The sequence below is a fragment of the Octadecabacter ascidiaceicola genome (assembly GCF_900185015.1).
In the GTDB taxonomy this organism is placed as follows: Bacteria; Pseudomonadota; Alphaproteobacteria; order Rhodobacterales; family Rhodobacteraceae; genus Octadecabacter; species Octadecabacter ascidiaceicola.
In genome coordinates this window covers 58,624-76,412 of record NZ_FXYD01000001.1, presented here as the reverse complement: position 1 = coordinate 76,412, position 17,789 = coordinate 58,624, and the positions used below count along the sequence as shown (strand labels likewise).

Annotated in this window: 18 protein-coding genes; 4 read left to right on the top strand and 14 right to left on the bottom strand. The window is 55.3% G+C overall.

All coding sequences use genetic code 11. The annotated features are described in order from the left end of the window. Positions 1-2: 2 nt before the first annotated feature. Genes mmsB through OCA8868_RS00405 form a run of 5 tightly spaced genes read right to left on the bottom strand, consistent with a single transcriptional unit; the run spans position 3 to position 5,011 of the window. A complete protein-coding gene (mmsB, locus tag OCA8868_RS00425; protein WP_093994596.1) occupies positions 3-878 on the bottom strand; it encodes a 3-hydroxyisobutyrate dehydrogenase in 876 nt (291 codons plus the stop codon). Next, positions 875-1,915 (bottom strand): enoyl-CoA hydratase/isomerase family protein, encoded by a 1,041-nt coding sequence (locus OCA8868_RS00420; RefSeq protein WP_093994595.1) that lies wholly within the window; start codon positions 1,913-1,915, stop codon positions 875-877. Before OCA8868_RS00420 ends, mmsB begins: the two co-directional genes overlap by 4 nt. A gap of 4 nt (positions 1,916-1,919) precedes the next feature. Further along, a complete protein-coding gene (locus tag OCA8868_RS00415) occupies positions 1,920-3,065 on the bottom strand; it encodes an acyl-CoA dehydrogenase family protein (RefSeq protein WP_093994594.1) in 1,146 nt (381 codons plus the stop codon). Next, positions 3,062-4,252, bottom strand: a complete 1,191-nt coding sequence (locus tag OCA8868_RS00410; protein ID WP_093994593.1) for an acetyl-CoA C-acyltransferase — start codon at positions 4,250-4,252, stop codon at positions 3,062-3,064. The genes OCA8868_RS00415 and OCA8868_RS00410 overlap by 4 nt, the downstream gene beginning before the upstream one ends. Positions 4,253-4,261: 9 nt before the next feature. Beyond that, complete coding sequence (locus OCA8868_RS00405; RefSeq protein WP_093994592.1) at positions 4,262-5,011, bottom strand: SDR family NAD(P)-dependent oxidoreductase; 750 nt, start codon at positions 5,009-5,011, stop codon at positions 4,262-4,264. 84 nt (positions 5,012-5,095) lie between these two features. Here OCA8868_RS00405 and OCA8868_RS00400 point away from each other — a divergent pair, with 84 nt between their 5' ends. Beyond that, positions 5,096-6,118, top strand: a complete 1,023-nt coding sequence (locus OCA8868_RS00400; protein ID WP_093994591.1) for an AraC family transcriptional regulator — start codon at positions 5,096-5,098, stop codon at positions 6,116-6,118. 211 nt (positions 6,119-6,329) lie between these two features. Here OCA8868_RS00400 and OCA8868_RS00395 read toward each other — a convergent pair whose 3' ends face one another. The 5 genes from OCA8868_RS00395 to OCA8868_RS00375 form a co-directional block, all read right to left on the bottom strand. Next, positions 6,330-7,385 carry a DUF1513 domain-containing protein gene (locus OCA8868_RS00395; RefSeq protein ID WP_093994590.1) on the bottom strand — a complete coding sequence of 352 codons (1,056 nt, stop codon included), beginning with the start codon at positions 7,383-7,385 and terminating at the stop codon, positions 6,330-6,332. After that, positions 7,385-8,338 carry an imelysin family protein gene (locus tag OCA8868_RS00390; protein WP_093994589.1) on the bottom strand — a complete coding sequence of 318 codons (954 nt, stop codon included), beginning with the start codon at positions 8,336-8,338 and terminating at the stop codon, positions 7,385-7,387. Before OCA8868_RS00390 ends, OCA8868_RS00395 begins: the two co-directional genes overlap by 1 nt. Next, positions 8,339-9,871, bottom strand: a complete 1,533-nt coding sequence (locus OCA8868_RS00385) for a di-heme oxidoreductase family protein (protein WP_093994588.1) — start codon at positions 9,869-9,871, stop codon at positions 8,339-8,341. It abuts the gene before it with no gap. Between the two features lie 76 nt (positions 9,872-9,947). Next, positions 9,948-11,207 (bottom strand): imelysin family protein, encoded by a 1,260-nt coding sequence (locus OCA8868_RS00380; protein WP_093994587.1) that lies wholly within the window; start codon positions 11,205-11,207, stop codon positions 9,948-9,950. A gap of 9 nt (positions 11,208-11,216) precedes the next feature. Then, a complete protein-coding gene (locus OCA8868_RS00375) occupies positions 11,217-11,864 on the bottom strand; it encodes a hypothetical protein (protein WP_306456093.1) in 648 nt (215 codons plus the stop codon). Between the two features lie 196 nt (positions 11,865-12,060). On the opposite strand from OCA8868_RS00375, the gene OCA8868_RS00370 reads away from it, so the two are divergent. The 3 genes from OCA8868_RS00370 to OCA8868_RS00360 are packed head-to-tail and all read left to right on the top strand — an operon-like array spanning position 12,061 to position 13,871. Continuing rightward, positions 12,061-12,585: a hypothetical protein gene (locus OCA8868_RS00370; protein WP_143849468.1), complete on the top strand. Its 525-nt coding sequence runs from the start codon at positions 12,061-12,063 to the stop codon at positions 12,583-12,585. Next, positions 12,585-13,058, top strand: coding sequence for a hypothetical protein (locus OCA8868_RS00365; RefSeq protein ID WP_093994584.1), 474 nt, complete (start codon positions 12,585-12,587; stop codon positions 13,056-13,058). Before OCA8868_RS00370 ends, OCA8868_RS00365 begins: the two co-directional genes overlap by 1 nt. 27 nt (positions 13,059-13,085) lie before the next feature. Further along, positions 13,086-13,871 carry a siderophore-interacting protein gene (locus tag OCA8868_RS00360; protein WP_245847967.1) on the top strand — a complete coding sequence of 262 codons (786 nt, stop codon included), beginning with the start codon at positions 13,086-13,088 and terminating at the stop codon, positions 13,869-13,871. 71 nt (positions 13,872-13,942) lie between these two features. Here the strand turns inward: OCA8868_RS00360 and OCA8868_RS00355 are convergent, their stop codons facing one another. From OCA8868_RS00355 to OCA8868_RS00340, 4 genes are all read right to left on the bottom strand, one after another. Continuing rightward, positions 13,943-15,934, bottom strand: coding sequence for a TonB-dependent receptor plug domain-containing protein (locus OCA8868_RS00355; protein ID WP_143849466.1), 1,992 nt, complete (start codon positions 15,932-15,934; stop codon positions 13,943-13,945). A gap of 140 nt (positions 15,935-16,074) precedes the next feature. Then, on the bottom strand, positions 16,075-17,022 hold the full coding sequence (tolA, locus tag OCA8868_RS00350) for a cell envelope integrity protein TolA (protein WP_093994581.1): 948 nt from the start codon (positions 17,020-17,022) through the stop codon (positions 16,075-16,077). Beyond that, entirely contained in the window at positions 17,019-17,414 is a 396-nt protein-coding gene (locus tag OCA8868_RS00345) for an ExbD/TolR family protein (protein ID WP_093994580.1), read from the bottom strand. The genes tolA and OCA8868_RS00345 overlap by 4 nt, the downstream gene beginning before the upstream one ends. A 3-nt stretch (positions 17,415-17,417) precedes the next feature. Further along, the gene (locus OCA8868_RS00340; protein ID WP_245847965.1) at positions 17,418-17,762 is read right to left on the bottom strand and encodes a biopolymer transporter ExbD; all 345 of its coding nucleotides are present in this window, start codon (positions 17,760-17,762) and stop codon (positions 17,418-17,420) included. Between the last annotated feature and the right edge of the window lie 27 nt (positions 17,763-17,789).

Sequence of the window (17,789 nt, the reverse complement as noted above, 5' to 3'; positions counted from 1 at the left end):
GCTTAGCTGTCAGCGCGGCCTCGGCCAGAGAACCAAGGCAGCACGGCAGAGAAATCACGCCCCATACCGCCCTCGTCATTGACGAAACGGTCATACAGCGCCTTCGCCAACTCACCCATCGGCGTGTCTGCGTCGCAAGACGCCGCCGCATCCTGACTTAGCCCAAGATCCTTGAGCATCAGTTCAGCTGCAAAACCAGGTGCGTAATCGTTGTCTGCCGGGCTGACAGGGCCAACGCCCGGAGCTGGGCAATAGTTGTTCATTGTCCAGCTGTAGCCAGAGGACGTGGACACAACATCAAACATCGCCTGCCGATCCAAGCCGAGCTTATCCGCAAGCGCAAATGCCTCGCAGGTGCCCAGCATCGTGACACCGAGGATCATGTTGTTACAAATCTTCGCAGCCTGCCCCGCGCCTGACGCGCCGCAGTGAACAGCCTTTTGACCCATGATATCAAACAGCGGTTTGGCCGTTTCAAACGCGCCATCGTCGCCGCCAACCATAAAGGTCAGCGTGCCATCAGCCGCGCCTTTGATCCCGCCGGAAACCGGTGCATCAAGCGCGCCCAAACCAGCCGCGTTTGCATCTGCGGCAACATCACGTGCGCTGTCGACATCTACGGTTGAGCAATCAAGGAACACGGCCCCCTTAGGCAGTGCCGCAATCACGTCTGCCGCGACTTTGCGCAAGATGGCGCCGTTGGGCAGCATCGTAATGGCAATATCCGAACCAACGCAGCCTTCCTCAATAGAATTGGCCATCGCGATACCATCAGGACCACCAACCGGATCAACGCCAACAACTTCGTGACCTACAGCCTGCAAATTCAACGCCATGGGTCCACCCATGTTTCCAAGTCCGATAAAGGTAATCTTCATGGCATGTCTCTCTCTTCTGTCCATTCAAACGGGCCGAGACCCGCAAGCATTGTGTCTATGTCTTTTGGCGGCACGTCAAAATCCGCGTGCTGCCACTTTGGTTTGAAATCACGGTCGATAATCTGTGCACGAATGCCTTCTAGGAAATCACCCTGTTCTTGGGCGCGATAAGAAAACCGATATTCCATTTGAAGGGCCGCTTTCAGATCACCCTGCCTTGCTTGCCGGATCGTGACCAGTGCGCAGGCCAAAGACAAGGGTGCGCCTTTAGACAGTTTTTTGGCTGCCGCCGCCGCAAATTCTGTGTCGCTGTTCGCCAGATTTGCAGCGATTTCCGAAATCGTCTGACCTGCGAACAAATCGTCAATGGCCGCTGCGTTCTGAACCAGTGTCCCTTCTGGTGCGGATTTGGTTGCCACCTCAATCGCGGATAGGTCAGCATCGTCGATCATCTTGGTCTTCAGGTCACCCCATTCCGCCTCTGGCACGAAGTAGTCCGCAAAGGTCGCAGTGATGGCATCTGCAGGGCCCATGCGCCCACCCGTTAGCCCGAGGTATACCCCCGCCTCACCAGGTGCGCGGCCAAGCAAGAACGTACCGCCAACATCCGGCATCAGACCAATGCCGCACTCTGGCATCGCTATCTTGGTGCTTTCTCCGACAATGCGGTGGGATGCATGGCCCGCTACACCAACTCCGCCGCCCATGACAAACCCTTGCATGAACACCACGATCGGCTTGGGGTAGGTCGCGATCTTCAGGTTCAGGCGATATTCCTGCCACCAAAACGCGCGGCCAAAGTCGAAATCCCCAGCGGTGCCGTGGGCGTACAGCTCGGCGATATCCCCGCCTGCGCAAAATGCCTTCTCGCCAGCCGCATCAATCACGACAACGGCCACGTCCACATCATCGCGCCACTGGTCCAGCGCGTCTTCAAGCGCCAAGGCCATTGCAGCCGTCAGTGCGTTCAACGCGCCGGGACGGTTCAGCGTGGCACGCCCAGCCTTCCCTTCTTTGCGGATAACAATTTCGCTCATGCGCTTAACCCGCCGCCTCAGCCTGAATTGTACGTGCAATCACAAGACGTTGAATTTCGCTGGTGCCCTCATAGATCTGACAAATACGGGCGTCGCGGTAAATGCGTTCCACAGGATGATCCGCCAAGAACCCGTATCCGCCGAGGATCTGGATCGCCTGACTACAGACTTTCTCGGCCATCTCTGATGTAAACAACTTCGCCATCGACGCTTCACGCAGGCAGGGTTTTCCCGCATCCTTCAGACTGGCCGCGTGATACACCATCTGGCGCGCGGCCTCGATCTGGGTGTCCATATCGGCCAGCATGAACGAGATGCCCTGATTGTCGAAAATCGGCTTTCCAAACGCTTGCCGATCAACGGCGTAGTCACGGGCATACTCAAACGCACTTCGCGCCATGCCCACGGCCTGCGCCGCGATACCAATGCGCCCGCTTTCAAGGTTGGCCAAGGCGATCTTATAACCCTGACCTTCCTCACCCAGTAGGTTTTCAGCGGGGATACGCATGTTTTCGAAAGCAATCTGACAGGTGTCAGACGAGTTGATCCCGAGTTTTTTCTCAACCCGCACAACCTCATATCCCGGCGTGTCGGTTTCCACGATAAAGGCGCTAATCCCGCGTTTACCTGCGGCTTTATCCGTCACAGCAAAGATAATGATCATACTGCCATTCTGGCCCGATGTGATGAACTGTTTTGCACCGTTGATCACATAGTGGTCCCCGTCACGCACAGCCGTCGTGCGCAGGTTGGATGCATCCGACCCCGCTTGCGGTTCGGTCAACGCAAAACCGCCAATCCATTCGCCAGTGGCCAGTTTCGGCAGGTATTTTTGCTTTTGCGCCTCTGTTCCATAGTCGCGGATCGGGCCGCACCCGACTGAGCTGTGCACCGACAAAATTGTAGAACACGCGCCATCGCCAGCTGCAATTTCCTCCACCACACTGGCGTAGCTGACGAAATCTGCGTCAAAGCCGCCGTATTCTTCGGGTACTTGCATCCCAAGAAAGCCGAGTTCTCCCATCTTGGACAGTTCTTCTTTCGGGAACCGCGCCTCGCGGTCGCGTTCTTCTGCGCCGGGCCAAAGTTCGGCCTTAGAAAACTGGCGGGCCATGTCTTGGATGGCGGATTGGGTTTCATCTAAAATCATGTCTGCTCCATCAGTTCGAGGCCAATTGCTGTGGCTTCGCCGCCACCAATACAAATCGCCGCCATTCCGCGTTGTACGTTGCGCGCGCGCATGGCGTGCAACAGGGTCACCATGATCCGCGCACCTGACGCACCAATGGGGTGGCCTAGCGCACAGGCGCCACCGTTCACGTTCACCTTGTCATGCAGGATGCCAAGCGAATGCATCGCGGCCATTGCGACAACAGCGAAGGCTTCATTCACTTCGAAAAGACCATAATCATCAAGTGTCGTGCCTGTCTTCGCTAACAGTTTTTCGACCGCTCCGATTGGCGCGATTGGGAACTTCTCCGGTGCTACTCCGTGGCTCGTATGGCCCGTGATTTTCGCGATTGGGGACAACCCTTTTGCCTTAGCAACGGATGCCCGCGTCAGGATCAACGCCGCTGCCCCGTCAGAGATCGACGAAGCATTCGCAGCCGTCACAGTGCCGTCTTTGGCAAACGCAGGCTTAAGCTGTGGAATCTTATCTGGGCGCGCATTGCGGGGCTGTTCATCGGTTTTAATTTCGGTCGTCGCCCTGCGGGTCACAACATCTGTTTGGGCGAGTTCTGCATCGAACGCACCGCTAGCCTCAGCAGCCAAAGCGCGTTCTAACGATGCAATCGCGAATGCGTCCTGCGCTTCGCGCGAGAACTGGTAATCTGTGGCACACCGTTCCGCAAAGACGCCCATAAGGGTGCCTTTTTCGTAGGCGTCTTCAAGCCCGTCGATAAACATGTGGTCCTGCGCCACGCCGTGGCCCATGCGCAACCCGTCGCGCACCTTGGGCAACAGATATGGCGCGTTGGACATGCTTTCTGCCCCGCCTGCCAGTGCCATATCAATGGACCCCGCAGCCAGTAGATCATGGGCCAACATCGCGGCCTTCATCCCTGATCCGCACATCTTGTTCACGGTCGTCGCGACTGCGCCCTCAGACAGGCCGGCACCAAAAGCAACCTGACGCGCTGGCGCTTGCCCCTGCCCCGCGCCCAGCACGTTGCCAAAAATAACCTCATCGACATCGCTAGGGGAAACACCCGCCTCAGCGACAGCGGCCTTCGCGGCAACTGCCCCAAGTTGGGACGCAGTCATCGCGCTTAACTCGCCGCCAAGCCCACCCATTGGCGTGCGTTTGGCTGATAAAATTACAATCGGATCAGTCATGACAATCTCCTATTTCGGGGCCATGCGCAGCGCGCCATCCAAACGGATGACCTCGCCGTTCAGGGTTTTGTTTGTGATAATATGATGCACAAGGCTCGCGAAGTCCTGCGGATCACACAGTTTTGGCGGAAATGGCACGGTTGCGGCAATGGACGCGCGCACCTCTTCGGGCATGCCTTGCATCATTGGCGTGTCAAACACGCCTGGCGCAATCGACACCGCACGGATACCAGTGCGCGCCAGTTCACGTGCCGCTGGAAGCGTCATCGCCGCGACAGCGCCCTTTGAAGCCGCATATGCGATCTGGCCAATCTGACCTTCGAACGCGGCAACTGACGCCGTGGTGACAATGACACCGCGTTGCCCGTCTTCGTCAGGCTCGTTGCCCTGCATGAGGGCTGCGCATTCCGCCATCAGATGAAAAGTTCCGAACACATTCACGGCCATCACTTTTGCGAAAAGGTCCGCGTCATGGGGGCCGGATCGCCCAACCAGTTTCGAACCCGGCGCGATCCCCGCGCAACAAACGAGCCCTGTTATGGCGTCAAAATCCTGCCCGACTTGAGCAATTGTCGCCTTCACAGCTGACGCATTTGATACGTCACAGGCGTATCCCTTGCTACCTTCTGGCAATTGATCAGCGGCAATTTCATTCAGGTCCAATGCGGCGATTGAATACCCCTGCGCGGCAAGGTTTTCCATCACTGCACGCCCAAGACCAGAAGCGGCCCCCGATACGACAATCCCCATTTGCTTCATCTCAGATTTCCCCCGGTAGCATTATCCGTTTGGCAACCATAGCACTTGTGATCCTTGCTACCAGTGCCGTATCGTGCGCCAATCATGACACAAAATGACAGACATGTTTCCTTCCGTCCCGTCGCGCCCGTTTTCGTGGCCGAAGCGTTGGATTGCGCCCGCAAAGCGGACCTCGACATTGACCGGCTGTTGCATGATGCACGCGTGCCGCCAGATCGCCTCGACCGCCTCAACACCGAAGATTTTGGCCGCATATGGCTGACGCTGTCCCTTCAAATGCGCGATGAGTTCTTTGGATTAGGCGCACGGCCCATGCCCCCTGGCAGCACCACGCTTTTGGGACATGCGATCCGGGGCGCGCAAACGCTTGAAATCGCAATGAAACGGGCGTTGCGGTTCTTGCGCGTGGTGCTTGATGAACCCTACGGGACGATGCGAACAACCGGCCGCAACTGCGTGGTTGAACTGCACGGCGCAACACCATCCCAAAGCGCGTTTACCTACCGCGCCTTCTTTCTCATTCTTCATGGGTTTAATTGCTGGTCTGCTAAGGAACGTATCCCCATTAAAGCAGTGTCATTCCCCTGCCCCGAACCCGTCGGCCAAAGCGACTATCGCGACTTCTTTGGCGTACCCGTTGTCTTTGATGCCCCCGTCGCGCGATTGGTATTCGACCAGAAATACCTATCCCGTCGCGCCGCGCGGTCCGAGAAAGACCTCAAAACCTTTTTGCGCACCCTTCCCGAGGCATTCCTGCGCGGGTACCGCGACACCGAAGGCCTAAAACACGTCATCGTCGAAAAATGCCTGCGCGGTGCGCCCGCGGATTGGCCAGATGCAGATGGCATCGCAGATGATCTTGGGATGTCGCGCTCAACCTTGCACCGAATGCTAAAAGACGAAGGCCATTCAGTGACACTGCTGAAAGACGAGCAAAGGCGCAACCGCGCAACGGTGCTTTTATCGCGTACGGATCAATCAATTTCACAAATTTCAGAGGCCGTTGGCTATGCGGACGAAGGCGCATTCTACCGCGCCTTTTATCGCTGGTACCAAACAACACCGGGCACTTTGCGTGAAAAGCCAGGGCAGTTTAAGATAAAATAGAGCCCTAATCCTGCGCGTTTTGAATGCAGACGCGATAGAAAATCCAGCAGGTTCCGGTTTTCGCGATTTCCAAGGAAACGAGTGGTGACGGACAGCAAGCCCCCCGAACAATCACCATTACCTATTGTATTTGAATACAAATCATGAGGGCATTGAGGATAGTGCCACTTTAGGGACCACACTGCGCTCACGAAACGCGTCATCACGGCTGTTAGTAAACTTGAACAAGGTGATTGTCCCATGACAGATCATGCGCCGCAATTCGCTGCGCTGTTTGTCCAATATCAAAGACATCCCCTAAACCGCTTGTAAGCAGCATTCCACTGTTCAAAGCCGCTACTCCACAAACATCCTCTTTTCGGATTTGTTCAATTTTTGATCCAGTTTGGGAGTCAAAAACTTGCGCTACACCTGCCCGTGGCGATGTGACAGCAAGCTGCGACCCATCACCAGAAAATGCTATGCTGCCAACATAACCTGCAAGCTCAGCACCGCGTCCTATTTCACGCAATACTTGGCCGCGTATATGCGTTGCGGTCAATGAAGGGGCGTCCGCAAGTTCGCCTTGCCATTGCATCCCAACCCCGACCAACCCGTCAGGTCGCACGGTCAAATGCCGGATGCTCGCCAGCAGCTCATCAGGCTCAACATGGTCGATCAATTGTCCATCAATATCTATGTAACTCAAGTTTGGGCGCATGGTCGGGATGTTCAGCTTTTCACGCCCTGATGCGGGGTGGGTATCGATACCGCCATTGGCAACGACAAGTGTGCCATCTGGCATCAGCCGCACATCATGAGGACCAACACCATGGGACGCAAACTCACCGATCCGCGCGTAACCGTTTCGCGCGTCCCACAATCCGATACGTCCCTGCCCTGCGTCATAATCATTCTCGGTTGTGAATAGCAGATCGCCCGACGCATCAAAAATTCCATGGCCGTAAAAATGGCGCCCCTCAGGACAATCAAGACGACTCAAAACATCCCCGTTGCGGCAATCCATAACCATTGCAAACGTGCCGGGTCTGCGTGCGAAAGCGACAGCTTCTGGACGTGTCGGGTGTGCGGTAGCGGCATGGCCTCGCGCGGGTAATGGAATACGAAATCTCTCGGCCCCTAGGGCGTCCAATCCGACCAAAATGTAGTCGCCATCGGGCTTCCGAGCCGCAGAAAGAAAGGCAGGACTTCCGGCATCCGCCCAAGACGGGACGGGCGCAAAGCCACTTGCCAGCATTCCCGCAAGAAATCCGCGCCTCGTCGCCATCAATCACCGTCCAACGAATTGAAACCTTCTATAACACCCAACTCTGGGCCGAGGTCTTGGCTCAAAAACGCGCGCAGTTCGACAACGCGTTGCTGAAGTGCTTCGACCTTGATGCGATCCGCAACGTTTTCAACAATGCTAAGGTCCGCTGATCCGACGACGGACGCAACCGAACCGGCTTGATCAATGGCCTTTTCAAAACGTGCTTCAACGTCCGGCATTAGTTCTTCCCCCGCTAAAATCAGGGCAAGTTCTTCAAGGCTAGTTAACGAAACCCTGACGTTATCAAGTGATCGCCCGGACCGCCTCATTTCAGCACGCGCAGGACGGGGCCGATCAAATGTCCCCAAGGGGCGACCAAGGCGCATGTCGGACGTAAAATCTAAACCTGTCGTCAAAGCTTTGTAGAGTTCTTGCAAAGCCTCGGTGTCGTTGCGGTAGATTTCATTACCCGTGCTGCGCAGAACTGCGTCGTAGCGATCCTCCCAATCAGATTGAATCGCCAGCGCAGTTAAATGGGCATCATTGGCGATATCTGCAATGAGGTCGCACCTGCCTTCGATGTTCGCAAACGCGGGGTCAAAGAGTAGAAATTCCATTGCATAAAGACCGCGACCAGCCACGGATGCATCGGAAATTGCTGGAGCGTCGTCTGTCAAAAGGGCCGCCAGAGATTTTGGCGTCGCGCCGCGCGGGTCGGGCCAAAATGCCAAAGCGAACGCGCGATTGTCAATTTCTGTCGGGCCAAACCGCAAGTGCGACACACCAATCCAAGCCGTCGCTGCCGTATTCCACTCCTCCTCAACTTCGCAGCTTTCAGCCGCGGCCAGCGCTGCAGTCGCATCTGTCAAGGCTGCAAAGCGTGGCAAGATGTGGGTGTCTAAGGCCACATCAATGCGTGGATCAGCAAAGGCCATTGTTGGGGCGAGCATGAAGGCGAACACGAATTTCATCTAAAGGCTTTCCAAAAATTCCAGCAACGCCGCGCGATCTTGTACTGGCAATTCAACCACGCGATCCCGCGCCGCTTGGCCTTCGCCACCATGCCATAGGATTGCTTCTAACAGATTGCGCGCGCGACCGTCATGCAGGAATTGCGTGTGGCCGGACACTTGTTGGGTCAACCCAATGCCCCAAAGCGGCGGTGTGCGCCATTCACGGCCATTTGCAACCGCTTCAGGACGATTGTCCGCCAGCCCCTCGCCCATGTCATGCAGCAACATATCTGTGTAAGGCCAGATCAACTGAAAACTCTGTGCCTGTTGATCCTCAAGCCGATGGGTCACAAAAGATGGCTGATGACAGGCAACACAGCCAATATCAAAAAACACCTCTTTGCCGCGCAAAACACTTGGGTCTTCAATGTCACGCCGCGCAGGAACCGCGAGATTGCGACTGTAAAAAGTAACCAAGTCCAAGATTTCTTGATCAACTTCAAACACCCGATCATCGCCATCCCCATGCGGCGCATTGATGCAATCAGTCTGCGTGGTGGTGCATTCCCCTGCGCCGTTCGGATGCAACGGGTTAGAAATGCCGATGTCGCCAGCAAACGCACCTGCCGATTGCTCCAAGACCGTTGGAGAACCTGCTTTCAACCCAAAACGCCCCAACATCGCGCGATCATGGACCTGCGACCAAACGATGTTTGGGCGACCAGACACACCGTCATTGTCATCATCATCAGGGTCGGCAAGTGCAAGAATATCAGCCGCAGGGATCGCTTCGAGCAACCCAAGACCAATCATTTGAGGCGCGACGCGCGGTGACAGCATCGCGCCATCTGCCAATGGCCCGTAGCCCAAATCGGCGGCGGCGTAAGTTGGCGCGCGCAAGTGCGCCACCTCCCCCCCTGACAGGGCGATTTCGATTTCCTCGTAAGAAATTTCTAAACGGTATTCGGCGGCGATACCCGCGAGCGCAAAATCCTGCAATTGCTCACCATAGGTCGGATCGCCTTGCGTGGCGTGGTAGCCGTTTATGGCGTAAGGCGCGTTCTCTGCCGGTACAGAAATCCGAAGGAACATCGAAATAGCCGTGTCGTCTTCCCCATCTGGCGCATGCCCTCGCCCGTCTTTGATGTGGCAACGCTGGCAAGATCGCGCGTTGAAGATTGGACCTAACCCGTCAGAGGCCAGCGTCGACGAAGGCGACGAAACCCAAATTTTTCGGAACAACCCGTTGCCGACACGAAAGTTCATTTCATCATCAAACGACAAGTTCTCTGACGGTTGACTAAATGCGTTGGCATCAGGTGTCACACGAACCGTTGCCGCCCCTGCCGGTCGCCCTTCGAAAGCCTGCGCCATGCTGAAATCTGTCGCCAAGGCTGTCACTGATGCAATGCGTGCCTGCTCGTCCTCAGTGCGCGGGACAACTTTCAAATGAACATCGTCAACTAGCAGCGCGTAACGGTTTGTCTCTGCAACGACAATGGATGCCGCCAGCACAGCTGCCATTACAAAAATGGGGAACCGTGGGTTCATTGATATCTGCCATCTAATTTAGGAAAGACGTGCGCTGCGCTAAGACGCCGCGCACGTCATTTTTTGCATTTGCGATCTATTGGAAGACAGCTTCCGGATCATCAAGGCTGTCGGACCCTTCGATTGCAATACCATCTACACCCACGGCTGCAACGATACGTTCAATAGAACGCGTTTGGTCGATGAATGCGTTCACGCCGCCCATGATCAGGTCTTCGCCTTCTGCATTGCCTGCCTGTAGCATCATGTCATAAGCAAACCCAGCCTCTGCTGCATGCTTGATGTCGCCAAGCTCGCGCATCGTTGCTGACAACCTGTTGCGCATTTCTGCATCCAACGCAGGATCGACCCCCGCTACAAGATCGGCCATGGACGCGCCGGACACCACAGTCCCGCCAATGCGTGTGTAGCTGCCAAGGTATACGTTCTGCACACCCAGCCCATCATAGTAGTGATCGTTGTGGGTATTATCGGCGAAACAGGAATGTTCTTCCTCTGGATCGTTTAGCATTACGCCGAGACGCATGCGTTCGCCTGCAACCTCACCATATGAAAGCGACCCCATGCCTGTCAGCATCGCAGACAAACCAGCCGTTTCATCCGCCATGATTTCGGCGCGCGCGCCTCCGTCTTGACCCCATTGACCGACCATCCACTCTAGGTCCGCAACTAGCAAATCCGTCGCCGCCTTCAGATACTCACCGCGGCGGTCGCAATTGCCGTTGGTGCAATCATCGCCCATCGCATAATCCGTCCATGCACGATCCCCAGCACCAGTTCCGTGACCGTTCAAATCTTGGCCCCAGAGCAAAAATTCAATTGCGTGGTAGCCGGTAGCAACATTGGCTTCTACACCATCAGCCTCGTGCAACTGGCCTTCAAGAAAATCAGGCGTGATTGATGTCGCATCAACGTCTTGCCCTGACAGGGTGAACGTCGGATTTGCAATCACATTCAACGCTGCAAATTCATTTTCATCGGTTGGACCACCGTAAGACGCATCAACATAGTCAATCAAACCTTCGTCGAGTGGCCACGCATTCACTTTGCCTTCCCAATCATCAACGATTGCATTCCCGAAACGGTAAACTTCTGTCTGCTGGTAGGGGACGCGCGCCGCCAGCCATGCGGACTTGGCGGCGTTTAAATTGGCCTCAGATGGGTCGGCAATCAAGACGTCAATAGCCGCCTGCAATGTCTGGGCTGTGATCAGGCTATCCTGATATTTAGCCTCAGCAATATTGGCATAGGTATTCAGCACGTCTTGTGCATGACCTTCAGCGAACGCCATAGGCGCCACAAATGTGAGTGCAGTTGTTAGCAAAGTCTTTTTCATTTGTTTTCCTTAGTGGATGGTTTTTGAGGTAGAGTGTGTTTCCGCGGCGATATTGGGCGCGCCACGCGGCAATTCGGCCAGGGCCATACGCCTTAAGGCCAACCCGAAGGTTTGGGCCAATGCGGCCATGGGCAAACAAAGGTCTGGCTTAACGATCAGACTGGCAATCAATGCTGCATCTTCCCGCTTACATTCTGAGGCATAGCCGATGAAATTCGCGATGCAGCTTTCATCCGCCCCAAGGCATTTGCAATCAAGGTCATGCCGCATCAGGGGACGTCGCCCGTGTCGCACGCAGAGATCGAAAATCTGGGCTAAGGCGTCGACTGCTTCAAAACCGGGCTTTTCACCCAGCACTCGGCTGAAATCAGCATGTGTACGTCGCTGCCCATCAATACCTGTCGACCAAAGGCGCCAATAAATAACTGCCCCAGCTTCAATAGCATTGAGTTCGCCTAAATGTCCGACAGCAGCGCCGCCTCGAGGTGGTGATTGATGTTCCATTCGCAATACCTGACAAAAACCGTCAGAACAGTCAATCCCTATAAAAACAGTCAGGAATAATTGAAATGTATCGAATGACAAACAGGTCGCATTTGGCTCTACGCCCATGCTGATAGCTACGTTCGAAGGAAATAGAGCGCCGCGCAGGATCATACGCACGCGTCGACAGAGGGCCGTCCGATCAGAGACACGTAGAGTTGAACTCATCTTCCCCCCTTCCATTACCCGACTAAATCTGTCAGATAACAAACACCTAGCCCAACTTGCCCGGTAAAACTGCAGTTATTGCCCCATTTCATGAGGCCATTTGCAGAAAAACTGACCAGTAATCCAACCAAGGGGGCACCACATGAAAAGCCAAACTTCTGCCGAGTGCGGGCGAAAAATGACCGAAAAGGACAGCTTTCTGTCCGATCTAGATATGCCATTGAGCTATCTGGCTGTTTTACAAATTATGCGGCTCTTTATTCAAAGCGTTTCCCATCCGCCGTCAATGGCATGGATGGCAGCACTGTCCGGCGCCGATGAAACGTTCGACGCAACTTATGGGCCGCAAATTGCCTCCCGGACCTTAGAAGCACTGCAAATGGTCAGGATGTCTCGCCGATCCTTGTTTCACTTCAACAGCCCGTCTTGCCCATCTTGCTGTCAGATCGTGACCGAACATGAACGACGTTTCATGCGGGCCCTCGATAACATTCACAACGGCTCGACCGGCCAAGCACGTATGGAATTGATCATGTTGTGCGAAGGAAACGACGTCGCACCTGCGTTAGATGCAATGGAACGACTGAGCCAGCTGATTCAGGCATCGCAGCTTTCCAACACTCAAAGCTTTGAAAGCCCTGACACCATTGAGCGGAGGGTGAATTAATGTCTTCAATCTCGCCATCCATTACAGACGTCCCTCCCTCGGTCGCGGCCCTCCTGCCTGTGTTGCGCCACCATTTGGCGGCCCTTCAGGGCTCCAACCCATTGGGATGGCGGCTGGCCTTTGGTTTGGCCGAACAACGCTGGGGTGAGGGCAAAGGCCTTGCCCTAGCGCACCGCAGTCAGGTCTTCTTGTCGGCATTGCTTGCTGCACGTCCCGTCCCGCTTGACTGCGTTGATCCGCTCCACATCGACGATCGAGATACCCTAACCGAAGACGAGGGCAACCTGATGATTGCCCTATCCGCGATGTCTTCGGATGACGCCCCCCGCGCGCGCCTAACAATCATGGCTTTGACGGGCGGCCGAGTGCCGGCCAGCGCGGTCAGCACCGGACTGTCGCTCGTTCATTTATTGGGATCATCTCCAACAACCATTCGGCGCTCTGGCGCACCTGCATTGCGGGCCGTGAGTTAAACCAAACCAACACAGAAAGTTCAAACTATGGCGACAGCCCCGAAACGAACGCCTCGCATCATGCAGGTTTTGGCGAAATCATGGATCACACCCTACATGATCCGCGTGACCTGCAAGGCGGATTGGATGACGGCGCTGGACGCCGGGATCGCGGGTGCGCATTTCAAATTGTTCATCCCAAAGCCGCAGCAACCCGACGAGACCTTTCTTGCCGAGTTGGAAAACGGTCCACGGCCAGACGTGCGCACCTACACTATCCGGTATGTACGCCCTGACGCTGGCGAGATTGATATCGATTTCGTTGATCATGGCGATGCCGGCCCTGCCAGTGCGTGGGCCCGTCGTTGCGCGGTTGGTGATATCGCGGGCTTTGCGGGCCCTGGCCCCATCAAGCTGAAGGACTATTATGCAGACACTTATGTCGTTGCCGCAGATATGTCCGCCCTGCCCGTCGCAGCCGCCACGCTAGAGGCAATGCCTCGTGACGCCAAAGGGGTCGCCTTTCTGGAAGTTACCTCTCCCGAAGACAAACAGGACGTGATCGCGCCGGAAGGTGTTGATGTGCATTGGTTAGTCCATCCCGATCCACATCGGGTTGGCACACAATCCATTGATCATATCAGCGCATTGCCCGCATTTACCGGAACTGTTCAAACCTGCATCGCAGGCGAAAGCGGCATGATCAAAGCACTGCGCCAAGAAATCATCAACCGCCGCGGTGTCCCTAAAGGTGATGCGTATATTTCAGGATATTGGAAGATCGGGCTTATTGAGGACGAGCATCAACAACAGAAACGCGCAGAAGCGGGATAAGCAAACCGCCGCAAGAATTTCTGGATAAGCAGGAAGGTAAAGCGCCCGTGGAAACACGGGCGCTTTGTTTTTTAGAACGCGTATTCAACACTTAGACCGAAGGAGCGGCCTTCTTCGTAGTTTGGCTCAACCGACGCGAAATCCTGACCATAAGTGGCACGGGCCACATAAGCTTCATCAAGCAGGTTGTTGACCTCTGCACGCACCGTCAGGCCATCGACATTGTCGGGACGATATTCAACGAACGTGTTCACGACGGTGTACCCCGCAAGATCAACCGAGCTGCTATAGGCCGTATCCGTCAACGTGAAATCAAGCGCGTGCTGGACGTCCCCACCGATAACAACGCCGTTGTTAAACTGATGTGCCGCTTGAAGCGTAACGATTTCGCCCAGCGGAATGGTAAGGTAATTGGCGTTGTATGAATCCGCATTCAACCCGTTCACTTCAGTGTCCGTGTTTGCATACCCAATTCGAACGAAGCCGCTGTTCCAATCCCGAGAGAAACCAAGCTCAAACCCAGTGGCTTCGACATCTGCGGCAAGTGCAGGACCACCCCCCCAAGACGCGGCCCGCGAATTGTCGATCGCTGTCGAAAACACTTTACCGTCGAGAACACCCCAACCCGCGTCATAGCTAGCTGCCAGATAGAAGTTGTCGGACGTGACGTCTTCGATATCGGCAGCGGAATAGTCCCAAGCCGAATTCAGGATATAGTTTTCCGCCAACTCAATGCCGCCCCAAACATGGGAGTAGCCTGCGCTAAGCGTTAGATTTGCAGATACATCAACTTCACCGCTTGCGTTAAATGACAGACCGCTCGTGGATTGCTCGGATCCGTCAATCCCGGTGAATTGTTGGAAATCACCTCGGACACCCGTGGACAAACGTGTATTCGCAGTCGGCTCCATGCGCAGTTGCGCAAAGACACCGATGTTGGTCAGCTCTTCTCCAGCCGTCTCATTCCACGCAGGTGTTGTAGCGTTTTCGTAGTTCAGGAACGTTTCATCCGTGAAGAAGTCAACGCCCGCATTCAACTCACCAAACGCAAGCTCAAACTTGTTGGAAACCTCGCCGTTCAAGCTTGTGGTTTCCCCTTCGCTGTAGGCCCTTGTGCTCAGTGAAAGTTCATCGTTGATAAGTGTCGTACCACTATAAGAAAGACGAAGTGTCGGATCCCAAAACGCGGTCGGATTGATAGTGGTATACTCAAAGCTGAGGTTCGTACGCGTCAAATCATAAGACCTTGTTTCCGGCGTCGGGCGCCCACCAATGATCGCACCGATGTTTGCGCGGTACGGGCGCAATGCATCGTCGGAAACCTGCTCCATCGAGAACTCAAAACGGCCACCGCCTTCTGATTCATAGGCCAATTTACCCAGAAGGCTGGCCAAATTGGTCGTGGAGCCAATGATCGTATTGCCGTTGCCGTCCGTGCGGTCATTGCCTGTCGCATAGCGCGCGAAGGCAAGCGCTTCAAAGCGACCTACTCTCGCGTAAGTCGTCAGGCTGTTGGTGAAGACATCCCCATTTGAATCGTATTCCGTCTTGAAAGAGCCACCAAAGTTGTCGTCTTCATCCAAAAGGTCTTCGACATCGACAGTCTCGTATTCCAACGCCCCAGCCAATGCGCCCGGGCCGGCATCCGCAGGTGCAACACCGGGGTCGATCCGCACCGCTTGCAGCAAGGACGGGTCAATCAACGTGGTCGTGTTGTGGTGGAAGATGCGGTTGTTTTGCCGTGCGCCATCAATCGAAATCGCGAGGTTGTTTTCCTCGATCCCGTTCACATAGAGCTTTTGTGCCATCGGAATGCCGCCACCGACGGACAATGTCGGCTCAGCTGCGAACAATTCAGACAGATCAGCAGGGTTGCTTAGCGCCAGCGCTTCACTGGTGATGGAAACGCCATCTTCCGCTTCTGGATTAAGTGGCGCAGATACGAAGATCGTGCCCAGAAAAACGTTTTCGTCGCTGAAGTCGTTTGTGGTCAGGTCTTGCGCCCATGCGGATGCCGGGCCCATGCCCAGCAAAATGCAGGTCGTTAGTTTTAGGTTTTTCAAAGGAAGTCCCCCGATAGAATTACTAGGGGGCTGGAGAATCCTTGCTGCCTATTGAGGTTCTTTTTGGCTGTGTGGGCCGGGAACGCAATGCGCAACCCTTTTCAATACTAAGGTGTTGTGAATGTGTGACAAAACACGCCCTATTGCCCCTGAAACTGGATCGAAAACGACGTTTGCGCACCTTGAGGCGGCGCTGGAAATGGTGCCGCACGACGGACATGATTTACCGCGACTTGGTCCAGACTGGCATCGCCCGAACTCTGCGCAATTCCAATGGACGCCAGTTGGCCAGAGGACCCAACGCGAAAGCTGACAACAGCAATGCCGCGTGATCTGGTTCTTTCACGACGTGTACGACTGATCGCACGCATCACCACATTTCCGTAGTTCGCTGCCGCCTGCCGCGCAGCCGCAACTGCCGCTTGATCTGCCTGCTGGCCCTGCCCGCTTTGTGTCGCTTGTCCGGCATTTTGTGTAGTCGCAACAGTGCCGCGACGCGCGTCTTGATTGGCATTCCCTTGCGGCGCCGCCGGTGCCTGCCGCGCTTGTTGCGTTTGACGCGGCGGCGGTGAAGGTGGTGTCTGTCCCAGATTGGCAGGACGGCGCGGTGGCCGCACGGTATCAGATGTTACTTCATTGACCTCAACATCGGGCAACGCTTCGATGACTTGCGGTTGAACACTTGTGATTTCGGTCGGTTGAATCGCCGTCACTTCCGCTGGTGCGGCCGGAACGATTGCCGCAACTGATGTCGCCGCAACATCGGCGAGCATCTCGCTCAACTCTTCGGGCTGCAATTTTAGACCCGCATCAACATTCTCAATATCTACTGCGACTAACGTCGGGGATACGGATGGCACGGGCGTCGCATCAGCCTGATCTGTCACTTCAGACGGCGAGGACGTGTCGGGGGTTGCTGCCTCACTCCCTTGAACCATGTCAGCAAAGCTGTTCCCATGAGCCGTCAACGCCGGAGGAGGCCCCGCAGCAGACGGCGCATTGTCGGGAACAGCCATTGCCAAAACGAATGCACCGTGGACGATGATCGAGATCGCGAAGAACGTCATAGCAGATGTTCGAAAACTCATTGCTCCAAACCTCGCTCGGTCACCAACCAAACGGACTCTGCCCCTGCCCCGCGCAATTCAGCTACCCGCGACATAAGGGTTTTGGCTGGCACTTCGCGATCAGCGACCAAACGTAGATCCGCCCCGTTTGGCCCGAGCATTGACGCCTCGACTGCCTGCTGCACTGTCACCACTTCGCCGCGTAAAAACAGCGTTCCATCAGCGCGCAAAACGGTGGTGTCTGGGGGCGCACGCCCCTCCAGTTCTGCGGTGCTTATCAACCGGATGTCCTCATCCAAAGTCGGTGCCAAAGCCCCGGCGATCATAAAAAACACCAACATCAGAAAGACGATATTGATCAAGGCGATCGTCGGTTCTGATTGGGTGCGGCGTGAGGGTTTCGTCAGCGGCATGATCTATTCCAACACGACAACAGAAAGGTCAGGCCGTGCCGCGAGCACAACCAAAAGGTCGACTAAGCGCTGCGACGTGACGGCATCACGCGGCGCAACCACCAATTGCTGCCCTTTTGGAGGAGCAATAGTGTCGATCTGTTCGATCACGTTACTCAACGTATAGTCCTGCCCATTCAGTTCCACACCATTCTCGCTCAATCGCATGAATAATGGCGGGATTTCGGGGGCCGACGCCCCTTGCCCTGCGTTGGCACCGGTCAACGGAATCTCCGCAAACCGCGTAAACGTCGAACTCAGCATAAAGAACAAAAGCAACAGGAAAATGACGTCAATCAGTGACGTCATAGACAGTTGTTTACGTCGCAATGTGCC